This window comes from Halomonas sp. DN3 (genome assembly GCF_024137905.1).
Taxonomy (GTDB): Bacteria; Pseudomonadota; Gammaproteobacteria; order Pseudomonadales; family Halomonadaceae; genus Halomonas; species Halomonas litopenaei.
Map to the genome: position 1 here is coordinate 4,636,178 of NZ_CP099965.1, position 14,236 is coordinate 4,650,413.

The 14,236-nt window shown below is 58.7% G+C and carries 12 protein-coding genes; all 12 read right to left on the minus strand.

Annotation, left to right across the window (positions count from 1 at the left end):
• Positions 1 to 12: 12 nt before the first annotated feature.
• The 12 genes from rfbC to NKF27_RS19995 all read right to left on the minus strand — a co-directional run bounded on the left by rfbC (position 13) and on the right by NKF27_RS19995 (position 13,283).
• Complete coding sequence (rfbC, locus tag NKF27_RS19940) at positions 13 to 561, minus strand: dTDP-4-dehydrorhamnose 3,5-epimerase (protein ID WP_253554573.1); 549 nt, start codon at positions 559 to 561, stop codon at positions 13 to 15.
• Positions 562 to 677: 116 nt separating this feature from the next.
• Positions 678 to 1,547: a glucose-1-phosphate thymidylyltransferase RfbA gene (gene rfbA / locus NKF27_RS19945; RefSeq protein WP_253554575.1), complete on the minus strand. Its 870-nt coding sequence runs from the start codon at positions 1,545 to 1,547 to the stop codon at positions 678 to 680.
• 94 nt (positions 1,548 to 1,641) lie between these two features.
• Entirely contained in the window at positions 1,642 to 2,520 is an 879-nt protein-coding gene (gene rfbD, locus NKF27_RS19950) for a dTDP-4-dehydrorhamnose reductase (protein ID WP_253554577.1), read from the minus strand.
• On the minus strand, positions 2,517 to 3,599 hold the full coding sequence (gene rfbB, locus NKF27_RS19955) for a dTDP-glucose 4,6-dehydratase (RefSeq protein ID WP_253554579.1): 1,083 nt from the start codon (positions 3,597 to 3,599) through the stop codon (positions 2,517 to 2,519). Before rfbB ends, rfbD begins: the two co-directional genes overlap by 4 nt.
• Positions 3,600 to 3,640: 41 nt before the next feature.
• Complete coding sequence (locus tag NKF27_RS19960; RefSeq protein WP_253556515.1) at positions 3,641 to 4,723, minus strand: chain-length determining protein; 1,083 nt, start codon at positions 4,721 to 4,723, stop codon at positions 3,641 to 3,643.
• A gap of 103 nt (positions 4,724 to 4,826) precedes the next feature.
• Positions 4,827 to 5,510: an ABC transporter ATP-binding protein gene (locus NKF27_RS19965; protein ID WP_253554581.1), complete on the minus strand. Its 684-nt coding sequence runs from the start codon at positions 5,508 to 5,510 to the stop codon at positions 4,827 to 4,829.
• The gene (locus NKF27_RS19970) at positions 5,507 to 6,244 is read right to left on the minus strand and encodes an ABC transporter permease (RefSeq protein WP_253556517.1); all 738 of its coding nucleotides are present in this window, start codon (positions 6,242 to 6,244) and stop codon (positions 5,507 to 5,509) included. The genes NKF27_RS19965 and NKF27_RS19970 overlap by 4 nt, the downstream gene beginning before the upstream one ends.
• A gap of 101 nt (positions 6,245 to 6,345) precedes the next feature.
• Positions 6,346 to 8,067, minus strand: coding sequence for a polysaccharide biosynthesis/export family protein (locus tag NKF27_RS19975; RefSeq protein WP_253554583.1), 1,722 nt, complete (start codon positions 8,065 to 8,067; stop codon positions 6,346 to 6,348).
• Entirely contained in the window at positions 8,064 to 8,477 is a 414-nt protein-coding gene (locus tag NKF27_RS19980; protein WP_253554585.1) for a DVU3141 family protein, read from the minus strand. Before NKF27_RS19980 ends, NKF27_RS19975 begins: the two co-directional genes overlap by 4 nt.
• 48 nt (positions 8,478 to 8,525) lie before the next feature.
• Positions 8,526 to 10,439, minus strand: coding sequence for a sulfate adenylyltransferase subunit CysN (cysN, locus tag NKF27_RS19985; protein WP_253554586.1), 1,914 nt, complete (start codon positions 10,437 to 10,439; stop codon positions 8,526 to 8,528).
• Between the two features lie 12 nt (positions 10,440 to 10,451).
• The gene (gene cysD, locus NKF27_RS19990) at positions 10,452 to 11,366 is read right to left on the minus strand and encodes a sulfate adenylyltransferase subunit CysD (protein WP_253554587.1); all 915 of its coding nucleotides are present in this window, start codon (positions 11,364 to 11,366) and stop codon (positions 10,452 to 10,454) included.
• A gap of 153 nt (positions 11,367 to 11,519) precedes the next feature.
• Positions 11,520 to 13,283 (minus strand): SLC13 family permease, encoded by a 1,764-nt coding sequence (locus NKF27_RS19995; RefSeq protein ID WP_253554588.1) that lies wholly within the window; start codon positions 13,281 to 13,283, stop codon positions 11,520 to 11,522.
• Positions 13,284 to 14,236: the final 953 nt, after the last annotated feature.

The following is a 14,236-nucleotide window of genomic DNA, read 5'->3' on the forward strand; positions in this document are numbered from 1 at the left end:
CCCCTGCTTCCTTCAAGAAAACTTCAGAGATTCCTTGAATGTTTTACCGGCTTGGTCCTTTTCCGAAACGAGAGGCTCATTTTTCTCCATCATAGGCCACTCAATTGCCAGCGTCGGATCGTCCCAGCGGATGCAGTGCTCGTCTCCGGGGTTGTAGTAATCAGTACATTTGTACTGAAACTCTGCCTCTTGGCTGGTCACGTAAAAAGCATGAGCAAAACCTGGCGGCAACCACAGCAACTGCCTGTTTTCAGCGCTTAGCGTAACCCCCACCCACTGGCCAAAAGTGGGGCTACTCTGGCGCAGGTCGACCGCCACATCGAACACCTCGCCGCGTGTAACGCGCACCAGCTTTCCTTGGGGCTTATCATGCTGATAGTGGAGGCCTCGCAGGATGCCATGAGTCGACAAACTGTGGTTGTCCTGAACAAATGTGTAGTTGCCACAATGCCGCTCGAATTCGGACTGGCGAAAAGTTTCCATGAAGAAGCCCCGCTCGTCGCCGAAAACCTTGGGGGTTAGCAGGACGACGTCAGGGATCTCGAGTTTCTCGTAGATCATTTCAATGTTGTCAACGTGGGTGGGGAGTAGGGTGATGAGAGTGGTGTCGACTCACAACAGCGAAGTGGACTCACAGGTTTTTATTCAAACGTGAATCATTAGAAGTACAAATGGGCTCACTTGACGACTTGCAGCAGATACTCGCCGTAGCCAGTCTTCTTCAGAGCTGTGCCACAGGCCACTAAGTGTTCAGAGGTTATCCAGCCATTCCGCCAGGCAATCTCTTCAAGGCAAGCCACCTTAAGGCCCTGTCGGTGCTCAATAGTCTGTACGTACTGAGCGGCCTCCAATAGGCTATCGTGAGTGCCGGTATCCAACCATGCAAAACCACGGCCCAAGCGCTCCACTCGCAGGTCCCCGCGCTCTAGATAGAAATTGTTTATGCTGGTGATCTCCAGCTCGCCGCGCTCGCTCGGCTCGACTTTTTTTGCTATATCCACTACATCGTTGTCGTAGAAGTAGAGTCCGGTAACGGCATAGGGTGATTTTGGCTCAATGGGCTTTTCTTCTATAGAGATAGCTGTGCCATCACTGTCAAATTCCACTACTCCAAAGCGCTCTGGATCTTTCACCAAGTAGCCAAACACGGTAGCCCCACTCTTTTGCTCTGCCGCGCGTTTGAGTTGCTCACTGAAATGCTGCCCGTGAAATATATTATCTCCCAGAACCAAACAAACTGGATCATTGCCAATAAAGTCTTCACCAATAATGAAGGCTTGTGCCAGACCATCGGGACTCGGTTGTACGGCATATTCGAAGTGCACACCAAAGTCCTCCCCGCTGCCCAGCAGCTTCTGGTATTGAGACAAGTCCTCTGGCGTTGAGATGATAAGGATTTCGCGGATGCCGGCCAGCATTAGCACCGAGATGGGATAGTAGATCATTGGCTTGTCATAGATCGGTAGCAGTTGCTTGGAGACACCACGAGTGATGGGATGCAGTCGGGTGCCAGAACCGCCGGCAAGAATTATGCCTTTACGAGCCATGGGGTTTCTCCCGTGAGAGGTAAGTCCGGCTGCGCCGGGAAGTGTAGTCTTTGTGTCTTTGCTGTAGTTATGCTTCGCACAACCAATCGAGCACCTATCTATCGAGGTACTCTGAAAGCGTTAGCGTCAACTGATTTTGCCAACTAGGTAAGGTAATACTTAGTGCTTCCTCAAGCTTTCTACAGCAGAGTCGCGAATTAAGCGGACGCACGGCCGGCGTGGGATATTCTATCGTTGATATTTCTGCCACCCTTTCTGGCCTGATGGTCAACTCCTCTCCCATGGCCGACGCCTGGCGGAAGATCTCTTGGGCGAAGCCAAGCCAACTTGTCTCACCGCGAGGGGCCAGATGGTATATCCCGCAAGAGGGCTTCTTGGGAGCAGTCAAAGCTAAAGCAGTAACCTGCGCGATCAGACGCGCTGGTGTGGGCGCGCCCACTTGGTCACTAACCACCCTAAGCGAATCGCGGTCGCGGCCTAGGCGAAGCATGGTCTTCATGAAGTTGTGGCCACGGGCACCGTAGACCCAACTTGTGCGGAAAATCAGATGCTGGCAGTTGCTTTGCTGTACCACCTCGTCCCCTTCCAGCTTTGTCTGACCGTAGACGCTGAGTGGACAAGTGGAATCATCTTCCTGCCATGGCGCTTTCCCGCTACCGGGATAAACATAGTCGCTAGAATAGTGCACCAGCCACTTGCCTTGTTCTGCACTATACTCGGCCAACTGAGCGGGCAGTTCAGCATTCAAACGCCGCGCCAGTGTCCGATCGTCCTCGGCTTTATCTACCGCAGTATAGGCTGCGGCATTGACGATAAGCTCCGGTTGGTGAGCTTTCAGCCACTGATCGACTTCATCAACGTCGGATAAGTCCAGCTCTTGTCGAGAAGGTGCCAACACTTTTCCCAGCAGGCAAAGCTGACGTCGGAGCTCGAAACCTACCTGCCCATTGCCCCCTGTTACCAGAATCTTCATACGCCGATTCCTAAACGTTCGCCCTTATAGCTGCCGTCTTGGACTCGCTGCCACCAATCACGATTTTCTAGATACCACAATACCGTCTTACGTAGGCCCGTCTCGAAGGTCTCCTGCGGCACCCAGCCCAACTCACGCTCTATTTTACTGGCATCAATGGCATAGCGAAGGTCATGCCCTGGGCGGTCATCTACATAGGTAATCAGCTTTTCATAACGCTCAATCTCCGTCGGCTTTCGCTCGGGAGCCAACTCTTCAAGTAGAGTACAGATTTCACGTACAACTTCGATATTGCTTTTTTCGTTATGACCACCAATATTATATGTATCCCCCACCTTCCCATCGTTCAAAACTTTAATCAAAGCTCTTGCGTGGTCTTCTACATAGAGCCAGTCACGCACCTGTTTACCATCCCCATAAACTGGCAGGTCTTTCCCAGCGAGCGCATTAATAATCATCAAAGGAATAAGTTTTTCTGGGAAATGATATGGTCCATAATTATTGGAACAGTTAGTAATTATTACAGGCAACCCGTAGGTACGCCCCCATGCTCTGACAAGGTGGTCAGAACTCGCTTTACTTGCTGAATAGGGTGAGCTTGGCGCGTAGGGGGTAGACTCTGTGAAGAGCTCTTCCGGATCGTTTAAATCACCGTAGACCTCATCAGTTGAAACATGATGAAAGCGAAAGTTTTCAGCTTTCCCAGGGTCGCTTTTTTTAATTCTCACCCAGTACTCACGTGATGCTTCCAATAATTTTGAGGTTCCGACAATATTGGTTTCTATAAAAGCTGATGGCCCGTCAATCGACCGATCTACGTGGCTTTCTGCGGCCAAATGCATTACTGCGTCTGGCTCGTACTTTTTGAACAGCTCCTTAATTTCAACACCATCACATATATCAGACATGGAAAAGTGATAGTTTTCAGAAGAATCCACTTCTTTTAGGGATTCAATATTTCCTGCATAAGTTAACTTATCAATATTTACTACTTCCACACCACCCCGTCTTATCAGTTCACGAACTACGGCTGAACCAATAAAGCCGGCACCACCAGTAACGAAAACAGTTTTCACCACTTCTTTCCTTAAAAAAAATTTTAGATTTAAATATTTAACTACTAGTCTCGATGATCCCGAATAATGAGCATCAGCATGCTGGCGATGAATGCCAGGAAGATCGCGACGATGGCAAACACCGTGGCGTTGTAGAGCCGCTTGGGGCTGGTCGGGTATTCCGGGAACAGCGGGCTCTGCAGCACGCTGACCTGCTTCAGCTTGCGCGCCGCCTCGATGCGCGTGCTTTCCAGCGCGGCCAGGGCGTTGGAATAGGTCTGCTGGGCGAATTCGGCCTTGAGCTCCAGGGTCTTGTACTCCGAGGCGGTACGGTTGAGCGAGTCCCCCGTGGCCTGGGCAAGTCGTGAGCGCTCGCTGTCGATCTGCTCGCGCAGGGCGGCGATCTCGCTTTCTACCCGCACGACCTCGGCCGAGCTCGCGCTGGAGAAGCTGCGCAGGGCATTTTTCTGGGCGCGAAGCCGGGCCAACTCGCCTTCCAGGGTGGCGACGACCTGATTCAGACTTTCCACGGTGGCGGTGGGTGATACCAGGCCGTGCTCGTTCTGGTAGGCCAGCAGGCCAGAGCGCGCCTCTTCCAGGCGGTCGTCGAGCCGTTCGAGCTGGGACTCCAGAAACTCGACCTGCTCAGTCGCCAGGCGCTGGCCCATCTCGTTCATGTGCTGCTCACCGGCCTTCAGCAAAAGCGCCACCAGCTCGTTGGCAAACTCCGGCGTGTAGGCCTCCGCACGGACCTCCAGCACGCCGGCGTATTCGTCCATCTCCACCGAGACGCGCTTGAGGTAGTACTCGTGCAGCGCCTCGATCGGCGCCTCGGCGTTCCACAACGAGGCGAAGACGTCGCCGTTCTCGCTGTAGTGGGTGCGGAAGTCCAGCTCATCCTGCACCTGCTTGAGCATGTCAACGGACAGCAGATACTCCCGCAGCAGCAGCAGGTCGCTGTCGTTCTTGCTGCCGGTCAGAAGCGATGAAAAGGACAGCTCCGGCTGGGCGATCTGCGGACTTTCCAGCACCACCGTAGCCCGCGAGACGTAGCGATCCTCGGCCCACACCAGCCAGTAGAAGGACACCACAACGATCGAGATCAGGGCCAGGGCCCAGTGAGGATTGCGCTTGATAAAGCCGGTCATGAAGACATCATCCAGTACATCGATGACGGCGCCTTGAGAGGCCCGTGTCATCCTTGATGGTTTATAACGGTAGGAACAAACCTGAAGACGAACATCGCGAGCCTTAGGCCTTGCGATCAGCAGCCGCCTTGTCGGTCTCTTCGTGGTAGTGGCCAATGGCGTCGTTGATATCGTCATACCAGATGGCCTCGCCATCCTTGAGGTAGACCCCTGACTCACACAGGTCCTTCAGGATCCCCTCGCTGTGGGACACCATGACCAGGCTGGCCTCGCCCACCTTGTCCTTGAACGCCTTGGTGGCCTTGGCCTTGAAGGCGCGATCGCCCACCGAGGTGGCCTCATCGGATAGATAGACGTCAAAGTCGAAGGCCAGCGAAAGCCCGAAGTTGAGACGAGAGCGCATGCCCGACGAATAAGTGCGGATCGGTTCATCGAAGGCCTTGCCGATCTCGGCGAAGGCTTCGACCCGTTCGATGATCTCGTTGACGTCACGACCTCCGCCATGCACACGGGCCACGAACTTGACGTTCTGGCGCCCGGTCATGGAGCCCTGGAAACCACCGCTCAGGCCGATGGGCCAGGACACGCTGGCCTGGCGAATGATCTCGCCACGGTTCGGCGTATCCATTCCCGCAATCAACTTGAGCAGGGTCGACTTGCCGGCCCCATTGCGCCCCAGCAGTCCGACACTGGTGCCACGGGGAATGACGAAGTTGATGTCCTTGAGCACCCAGGCGCTGCCGCTGTGCTTCTGGTAACGCTTGTAGAGGTTGCGAACTTCGATCATTTGGCTTTCAACTTGTCACGAAAGCGAATCTGAAGGATCAGACCCAGCGAGATGGCAGACAGGGTAAACAGCCAGAAGTACAGCATGCTGGTCCCATGGACCACCTTGTAGCCATCGAAGAAGCCGTGGCGGATAAACTCGAGCCCGTGGACGATGGGGTTGAGCATCAGGTACTCGAGCATCCAGTGAGGAAGATGATTCAGCGGCATGATGACGCCGGACAAGATCAGCAGCGGCAGGGTGATCATGCGCACGATGATGGCGACTTCCTTCACCAGGGTGCCGAGCACCGAGACGATCAGCCCTAATCCCAGCCCCAGGCACCAAAGCGACAACCACCCGGCCATGGCATGAATCGCATCATCCGGTGTCATATCGACGTCCAGCATCAGGGCGCCGACGATAAACATCAGGAAGACCAGGGTCCGCAGCATGCCTTCGAGGAAGTTACGCACCAGCACCGGGTCGATGGGCTGGACCTGGCGATAGGCGAACAACGCCTGACTGGCGTCGATGGCCCCCAGGGCACGCATCATGCCCTCACGCACCAGGAAGAAGCCCATCAGGCCGACGATCATCCAGGGGATAAAGGGCGCCCCCACGATCAGGCGGTCACCGCGGATAAAGCTGCGGATGGCCACCATGATCAGCGTGAAGGCCATGGGCTCGGCGAGCATCCAGAACCAGCCCATGCGGTCGGCCATGGTGCGCGAGATGGCCTCGCGCATGAACATGGCGTACCACACGCTTCGGGTCACCGCCCAGGACGAGCGCGGCTTGAACGCAGAGCGGCCGCCTCGCGGGCGGCCAGCTTGGGATGAGTCAGACTGCGACATTAGAGGTCCACTGCCACCTTGGTGGCGACGGCGATCTGGTAGAGGATCTGGGTCAGGCTGGTGGCCAGTTGCAGATTCTTGGTCGGCACTTCCGGCATCACCAGGATCTCGTCACCCGGTCGCAGGGTCACGTCCTCGGCGTTACGCACCGCACCGTTCTGGCGCACCACCAGGATATGGTCGTCGTCGCCACGCTGGGTCAGGCCACCGGCGCCGTTGATGTAGTCCCACACGTCCTGGCCGGGGCGATACACCACCGCCTGGGGCACCACCACTTCGCCGCTGATCAGCACCGAATCGGTGACCTCCGGCAGGGTGATGACGTCACCGTCCTGCAGGCGAATGTCGCTGATGCCTTCATCGTGGGCCACCACCAGGCGACCGCTGGGCTCCAGCGTCCGCGCACGCTCGACGAACTTCTGGATCAGCTCGGCCTCGCGCACCCGGATCTGGGCTTCCTCGTTGGTGGCAGAGGAAGCACCGAGGTAGGTGGTCTCGAGCCGACGCAGGCTTTCCTTGAGCGCTTCCTGCTGCTGGACAGCAACACTCTCGCGCTTGATCGAGACGCTTTCTTCGGCGGTCATGTCCGCCGGAACCGCGATGGCGTCGAGGAACTCACCAAGGCGGGCGTTACGCGGCAGGGCGTAGCGCGAGGGACCGAAGAAGCTGCCTTCCAGCGAGACGACGATGGTCTCTGCGCGGCCATCGGCGCTGAACAGCACCTCGTCACCGCTGTGGACGTTGTAGCTGGCGAACTCGTCCAGTGACACGTAGGTGGCGAAGGGACCGGACGGCCGGTCACCGCGCAGCAGCACGTGGGAGACACCGCTCTTGAGGCGTGCCAGGTCGACGATGTCGCGGCCGCCCAGGCTGGTGCCCAGCAGTTCGTAGCGATACTCACGCTCGACGTCACCGGTCACCGCGATGGCGGGGCCACGCTCCTCGACCACGATGGTGTCACCGTCGCGAAGCTGTGGACGCGGCAGATCCCCGCGCAACAGGAAATCGTAGAGATCGATATTGGCGATGGTGCGCCCCTGGCGCATCACGCGGATGTTGCGGTAGCTGCCCAGGGCGTTGTCGATGCCGCCGGCCTGGTCGAGAAAATACAGCACCGAGTCCGAGGGCGTCCCGGCGAAGCGCCCGGGATTTTCCACGTAACCGGTGACGAACACGCCCACCGGCTGCACCCCTTGCAGGTTGGTGTAGACCTGGACGTTCTCGGGGTAGACGCTCTGGATCGCCTGGCGCACGCGGCCGTCGAGCTGGCCGTTGCTCAGCCCTTGCACCGCCAGCGGCCCGATGGAGGGAATGAAGATGTTGCCCTGGGCGTCGACCGGCATGACCCGGTCGAATTCGACCGCGCCCCAGGCACGCAGGGTGACCTGGTCACCGGGCTTGATCCGGTAGTCGGCGTTCAGGCCGTCGGCCATGGTGCCGCGAAAACCGCCTTCGAACAGGTTGGCGCCAAACGGCGGCAGCGCTTCCATGTCGGCCTTGGGCGCGCGCGCCACCGGGCCGTAGTTGTCGTTGGACCAGTCGGCGCGGGGGCTTGAGTCGATCTGCTCAGGCACCTGCTCGGCCTGCTGTGATTGCGGCAGCACCTCGCCCGGCTGGCTGATGCTCTGGGCCTGGGCGGAAAGCGATACTGCAGCGATGGGCAGCGCCAGCAGCAGTGCCTTGAGGCCGGTGACTCGGGAACGCATCGGGTGAAGGCTCATCGTCTTGCCTCCGTGCCGTTGTAAAGCGCCGTGACCCGGCGATGGGAGACCCAGCCACTGGGTGTTTCACAGGCGACCACTTCCTGCCGAGAGGCATTGGCCTGGCGCTGCACCGTCAGGTAGCGGCAGAGTCGACCGCTGGCTGCCCGGTAAGGAGCATCGGCCATCACCTCGACGGCCCCACCCCAGGGGCTGGAGGCAAGATTGACGATCGCCCCGGCGGGCGCATTGGCAAGAAAGCCGTTGAGGCTGGCATCCAGTGCGGTGCCCTGGGGCTGACCGACGATGACCGAGCCACTCGAGTTGGTCGATGCTGCGGGCTGCATGACGCAGCCGCTGAGCAGCAACAGCGCCCCCATGGCACCCAGCCACGCAAGGCGTGGCGTGTGGCGTGTTGTTTCGTTTGACATGTGTCGTCCCGATGGGTGGCGCTGGCCAGGCCTGCGCCACCACCCTGCTTACAGTTGTTTGAGAAGTTGGGTCAAAATGTCCTGCTGGCTCATGGTATCGGTGTTCACCGCAAGTTCCGCCGAGGTCGGCACCTCGTAGGGGCTGTTGATACCAGTGAAGTCGCTGATCTTACCCTCGCGCGCCTTTTGATAAAGCCCCTTCGGATCACGCTTTTCACACACATCCAGCGGCGTATCGACGTGCACTTCCAGGAAATCACCTTGCTCGAACAGCGCCCGCGCGGCGTCACGATCGGCCCGGAAAGGCGAGATAAAGGCGGTGATGACGATGATTCCCGCCTCGGCAAACAGTCTCGCCACCTCGCCTACCCGGCGAATGTTCTCGGCGCGATCTTCTTCCCCCATCCCGAGATCCTTGCACAGACCATGGCGCACATTATCACCATCGAGCAGCATGGTGTGATAACCCCGGCGGTTGAGCTCGACCTCAAGCGCATTCGCCAGGGTCGACTTGCCGGAGCCGGAAAGCCCGGTGAACCACACGCACTTGCCGCCGTGCCCATTGATCTGCTCGCGCATCTGCTGGGTCACGCTGGTGCGGTTCCACACCACATTGGCCTTGCTGTCATGCTCGCGGAATTCGTAGGGCAGCTCGCTGTCCAGCGGCTGATGGATCATGCCGGCGCCAACGGTGATGTTGGTCAATCGGTCGATGATGATCAGGCTGCCGGTGCCGGGATTGGTGCGATAGTCATCCACCGGTACCGGTGCGGTCAGCTCCACCTGGCAGCGGGCAATGGCGTTCAGGTCGAGCTTCTCGGCATGACGCTGCTCCAGGGAATTGACGTCGACCTGGTAGTCGATGGCGGTCACCTTGCCGGCCAGATCCCGGGTCGCGAGCTTCAGGTCGTAAAGCCTGCCGGGTTCCAGTGGGGTCTCGTGCATCCACACGATATCCGCCTCGAAGGTAGAGGCCAGCGGCACCGTGTCTTCTTCGGCGACGATCCAGTCCCCGCGCGAGACGTCGATCTCGTCGCTCAGGGTGACGGTGATCGCCTGGCCGGGGTAAGCGGCTTCCAGGTCGCCGTCGAAGGTGACGATACGTTCGACCGTAGTGGTCTTGCCCGAGGGCAGTGCCCGCACCGCCTTGCCTGGCATCAGCACGCCGGCGGCCAGGGTGCCGCAGTAGCCACGGAAGTCCAGATTCGGACGATTGACGTACTGCACCGGCAGGCGCAGGTCGCGCAGGTTCTGGTCGTGGCTGATCTCCACGTTTTCCAGAAGCTCCAGCATCGCGGGCCCCTGGTACCAGGCCATGGACTCGCTCGGGTTGACGACGTTGTCGCCTTTCAGCGCCGACATCGGCACGAACTGAATATCCCGGGCATTGAGCTTGCTGGCGATGGTCTGATACTCGGCGACGATCTCTTCGTAACGCGCCTCGGAGTATTCGACCAGATCCATCTTGTTGATGGCCACGACCAGATGCTGGATACCCAGCAGGTCGCAGATGAAGCTGTGGCGACGGGTCTGGGTCTGCACGCCGTAGCGGGCGTCGATCAGGATCACCGCAAGGCTTGCGGTGGAGGCACCGGTGGCCATGTTGCGGGTGTACTGCTCGTGCCCCGGGGTGTCGGCGATGATGAACTTGCGCTTGTCGGTCGAGAAGAAGCGGTAGGCCACGTCGATGGTGATGCCCTGCTCACGCTCGGACTGCAGGCCGTCGACCAGCAGCGCCAGGTCGACCTCGTCACCGGTGGTGCCGCTGGTCCTGGACGCCTGGGTGATGGCGGCGAGCTGATCTTCGTAGATCATCTTGGAGTCGTGCAGCAGGCGACCGATCAGGGTCGACTTGCCGTCGTCCACGCTGCCGCAGGTGATGAAGCGCAGCAGGTCCTTGTTCTCGTGTTCCTTGAGGTACTGCTCGATGTCGTCGGCGATCAGTTCGGATTGATGTGCCATTGTCCCGCTCCCTTAGAAGTAGCCTTCGCGCTTTTTCTTTTCCATCGATCCCGCCTGGTCGTGATCGATGGCTCGGCCGCTTCGCTCACTGGTGCGAGTCAGCAGCATTTCCTGGATGATCTCCGGCAGGGTGGCGGCCCGGGATTCCACGGCGCCGGTCAGCGGATAGCAGCCCAGGGTACGGAAGCGCACCCACTTCTCTTCGGGAACTTCGCCAGGCTCGAGGGGGAGACGGTCATCATCGACCATGATCTGCATGCCGTCGCGCTCCACCACCGGGCGAGGCGCGGCGTAATACAGCGGCACGATGTCGATGTTTTCCAGGTAGATGTACTGCCAGATATCCAGCTCGGTCCAGTTGGACAGCGGGAACACGCGAATCGACTCGCCCTTGCTGATCTTGGCGTTGTAGATGTTCCACAGCTCAGGCCGCTGGCTCTTGGGGTCCCAGCGATGGTGCTTGTCGCGGAAGGAGAAGACCCGTTCCTTGGCCCGGCTGGCCTCTTCGTCGCGCCGGGCGCCACCGAAGGCGGCATCGAAGCCGTGCTTGTCCAGCGCCTGCTTCAGCGCTGCGGTCTTCATGATGTCGGTGTACTTGGAGCTGCCATGGTCGAACGGGTTGATGTTCTGCTCGACGCCTTCCAGGTTGATATGCTCGATAAGCTCCATCCCGGCCTTGTCCGCCATGCGATCGCGGAACTCGATCATCTCCTTGAACTTCCAGGTGGTGTTGACGTGCATCAGCGGGAAAGGCGGCGTGCCGGGGTAAAACGCCTTGCGCGCCAGGTGCAGCATCACCGACGAGTCCTTGCCGATGGAGTACATCATCACCGGGTTGCGGAATTCCGCCGCGACCTCGCGAATGATGTGGATCGACTCCGCTTCGAGTTGCTTGAGGTGGGTCTGCCTTTCGGGGCTAATGTCCATAAGGTTGTTCCGGGAAGTTGAAACGTTGGCATGACGAAGCCACCTTGCTTCGCACACCCTGGTGATGAAAACGTCGTGTTGGCTGGAAGGCGGATCGCGTGTCGGACCACCTGTTCGGTCGCGGGGCCGTTCCAGGACGCTTTTCCGAGCGCCCTAGAACGGCCAGAACAGCGGGATCAGTCCCACCGACATCGCCCCGACCAGCAGGCTGAGCGGCAGCCCGAGGCGCAGGTAATCGGTCAGCCGGTAGCCCCCCGGCCCCAGCACCATCAGGTTGGTCTGGTAACCCAGGGGGGTGATGAAGCTTGCCGAGGCGGCAAACATGATGGCCACCGCGAAAGGCATCGGGCTAACGCCCAGGGTCTCGGCAATCGACACCGCGATGGGGAACATCAGTACCGCGGCGGCGTTGTTGGTGATCACTTCGGTAAACAGGTTGGTCAGCAGGTAGACGGCGGCCAGCGCCAGCCAGGGCGTCATATGGTCGTTGACGAGCAGAGCGGCGACGGCCTGGGCGGCGCCGGACTGGGTCATGGCACCGCCGAGGGCAAACGACGAAGCGATCACGATCAGCACCGACAGGTCCAGATAACGGCGGGCCTTGCCCACCGAGATGCAGCGTGTCAGCAGCATGCCACCGGCGCCCAACAGCGCCGCCTCCAGAATCGACAGTGCGGCTATGCCCGCCAGCACCACCACCCCCAGCAGTACGGCTATCGCCAGCGGGGCCTTGCGAAACTCCGGTGGTGCCGAGTCATTGAGCGCGCTGACCAGCAGAAAGTCCTTGCGATAGCGGTACTGGGCAACGAATTCCTGTCCGGTTTCCATCAGCAGGGTGTCCCCCACCTGCAGCCGGATATCGCCAAGCTTGCCGGGAAGCCGCTCGCCCTGGCGCGAGATCGACAGGATGACCGCCTGAAACCGGGTACGCATGCGCGAGGCGCGTACGGTCTGGCCGATGCCGGCGAAGTCAGGGCCGATGACGGCCTCGACCAGGCAACGCTGCTGGTGGGCGACCCCGAGCTTGCGGATATTGCCGTTGGCGGGCTCCAGCCCGCGCACGCGACGTAGCTCCCGGGCGCACTCAGGGGCACCGATGAACACCAGCACATCACCGCCGCACAGCACCGTCTCGGGCGGCACGCCGGTCATCAGCCGGCCCTCGCGCTGAATGTCGGCCAGGTAACCGTGCTGCAGGTGGCGCAGCCCCGCACCGGCAATGGTCTTGCCTGCCAGGGGGCCATCGGCCGCGACCAGAAACTCGACGCTGTATTCACGCACCGCATCGAGCTGCTCGATCACACCCTGGCGCTTGGGCAGCACCTTGTTGGCGGCCAGCATCAGGTAAAGGCCACCGAGTACCAGCACGGGAATGCCGACGACCGCCAGGTCGAACATGCCGAGTGAGAGGCCCAGCTCGCTTTGTAGAAGCCCGTCCACCACCAGGTTGGTGCTGGTACCGATGAGGGTGCAGGTGCCGCCGAGGATGGCGATATAGCTGAGCGGGAGCAGCAGCTTGGAGGGAGAAAGACCGAGTTTGCGTGCCCACTCCTGAATCGCCGGAATGAACATGGCCACCACGGTGGTGTTGTTCATGAAGGCGCTGAGCACCGAGGCGGGGGCCATCATGCGCCACTGTGCCCGATGCAGGGTCGAGGGCTGCCCCAGCAACACTCCGGCGATCCAGGTCACCGCGCCGGTTTCCTTGAGACCGGCAGCCACCACGTACAGGGCCGCGATGGTCATGACGCCGGGGTTGGCGAAGCCCGCCAACGCCTCGTCGGGCGACAGTACGCCGGTGACCAGCAGCAGACTCATGGCGGCCAGCAGGATCGCATCCGGGGCGATCCTCGTCAGCGCCAGGGCCAGCAGCACGCCCACCACCGTAAAACTACTTAACCACGCATCCCAGACCACGGCATTCCCTAGACAGACGACTTTGGTGCGCCTTCACACCTGATTGAGCATATTTTCGGCACGCTACCGCCCTGGGATTGATTCCGGGCAATTCCCTCGCCACTCGAGCCATCACCCTGACAGCTCATTCAACGCTAGATAATCGATAAAAAAAGATGTTTCAATTTCGGGCGTCAGTGTAATGTGTAGCAAATATGGATTCCAGACACGCCTTTATAAATTTTGACATTTTTCGACGCTAATTTACCCAGACCTTTACAAAAGTTTTTTCACGGCGTTCTGTCACCACCGTCGCTCCAACCCTTGACGTCTAAATCTTAAAAAATTTACAACAAAATCATAATCTTGTAACAATTCACAGGAGCCAAGAATCAAGCATGTGCCACGACCGCCATTCTCGGCAGTCACTAATATGCCTTTTAACTTCCCGAACTTTATTGTCACAACACCATGAACTTTAAAAAATTGTGCCTTAACATCTTAAAAACATGACCTCGAGCAATAGTTCGGTAAGTGGAGACTCCAGCGACAACAAGAGAAAGTAGACGCGCAACCCCGCCTCTTGATTGATTTATTAAATGGATAAAAGAAACATCTATCGCCGCAAAAAAAGAAGGAAACGCTCTCCCGGCTCGTTTGGTAAAGGCGTCACTGACATCACGCGCCCGCGGATATAAAAATCTTTCAAAAACAGCGCATTGAGATTATTCAGGCAACAAGGCAGGGAGTACCCTTTCCGCCAGACCAATGAGAAAAGCGCTTTGTAATATAATGCTGGTTTTGGCACAAAATCGCCTATAGCAGCCATAACTAAAGTACAAGGGAAAAGAAAAATAGCTAGACTCAAGAGGTAGCCAAGAGTAGACCAAGGAAGTAATCCACGAGGGATTAAGGAGGCAAGGTGCCAAGGATGAAGCCATCTGAGGAAAAAGGCGCCGTTGAACGCGCCGGAA

Coding starts and splice junctions, on each gene's coding strand:
- rfbC (WP_253554573.1), bottom strand. CDS start 561: ATGATCTACGAGAAACTCGAGATCCCTGACGTCGTCCTGCTAACCCCC.
- rfbA (WP_253554575.1), bottom strand. CDS start 1,547: ATGGCTCGTAAAGGCATAATTCTTGCCGGCGGTTCTGGCACCCGACTG.
- rfbD (WP_253554577.1), bottom strand. CDS start 2,520: ATGAAGATTCTGGTAACAGGGGGCAATGGGCAGGTAGGTTTCGAGCTC.
- NKF27_RS19960 (WP_253556515.1), bottom strand. CDS start 4,723: ATGACCGGCTTTATCAAGCGCAATCCTCACTGGGCCCTGGCCCTGATC.
- NKF27_RS19965 (WP_253554581.1), bottom strand. CDS start 5,510: ATGATCGAAGTTCGCAACCTCTACAAGCGTTACCAGAAGCACAGCGGC.
- NKF27_RS19970 (WP_253556517.1), bottom strand. CDS start 6,244: ATGTTCATGCGCGAGGCCATCTCGCGCACCATGGCCGACCGCATGGGC.
- NKF27_RS19975 (WP_253554583.1), bottom strand. CDS start 8,067: ATGAGCCTTCACCCGATGCGTTCCCGAGTCACCGGCCTCAAGGCACTG.
- NKF27_RS19980 (WP_253554585.1), bottom strand. CDS start 8,477: ATGTCAAACGAAACAACACGCCACACGCCACGCCTTGCGTGGCTGGGT.
- cysN (WP_253554586.1), bottom strand. CDS start 10,439: ATGGCACATCAATCCGAACTGATCGCCGACGACATCGAGCAGTACCTC.
- cysD (WP_253554587.1), bottom strand. CDS start 11,366: ATGGACATTAGCCCCGAAAGGCAGACCCACCTCAAGCAACTCGAAGCG.